We start from the raw sequence: 432 nt of genomic DNA, 5'->3' as shown, positions 1-432 counted from the left end.
GGCGACACTTCCGGTTGGTACATTTGGGCGGGGGAAGAGTTGAGCGACGATCCGGAGTTCTTCCTTCCGTTGCACGTTGTGCACCTCGTAGAATGGTGCCCGATTGCCGTTCGCTTCCTCGGTCTTCCTCCGGGGTGGCGCTTCCTCGTCGCTGATGAGTATGAGGATGTCTGGAAGGATCCATCGTTGCTGAATGAGTAGTACCTGGTCGCCCAAGGTCGTCCTTGGTTGCCGGGGCGGTCCCTTTCGCCGGCGTCGGGCATGGGCTGCTGGACGCCGCGGGCGTGCTGGCCGATGGGACGCCGGAAGCCCGGATGGGCCTGGCCATCGGGCAGATCGTGGGAGGGCTGACCCTCACGGTCGGGGGCTTGACGGGAGAGGTCTTCGGGGGCATCAAGAGCGACACCGGCGTCGGCGCGGCGATCGGTGGTA

At 65.0% G+C, this 432-nt stretch carries 1 protein-coding gene; it reads left to right on the top strand.

What is annotated here, in order from left to right:
• On the top strand, positions 1-201 hold a 201-nt coding region (locus BN4575_RS22385; protein WP_218060828.1), incomplete at its 5' end, for an immunity protein Imm33 domain-containing protein.
• Positions 202-432: the final 231 nt, after the last annotated feature.

Origin of the sequence: Aeromonas sp. EERV15 (genome assembly GCF_900079845.1) — a bacterium.
GTDB classification, from domain to species: Bacteria; Pseudomonadota; Gammaproteobacteria; order Enterobacterales; family Aeromonadaceae; genus Aeromonas; species Aeromonas sobria.
The sequence above is the reverse complement of the archived record's forward strand: the minus strand, read 5'-3'. Positions and strand labels throughout refer to the sequence as shown.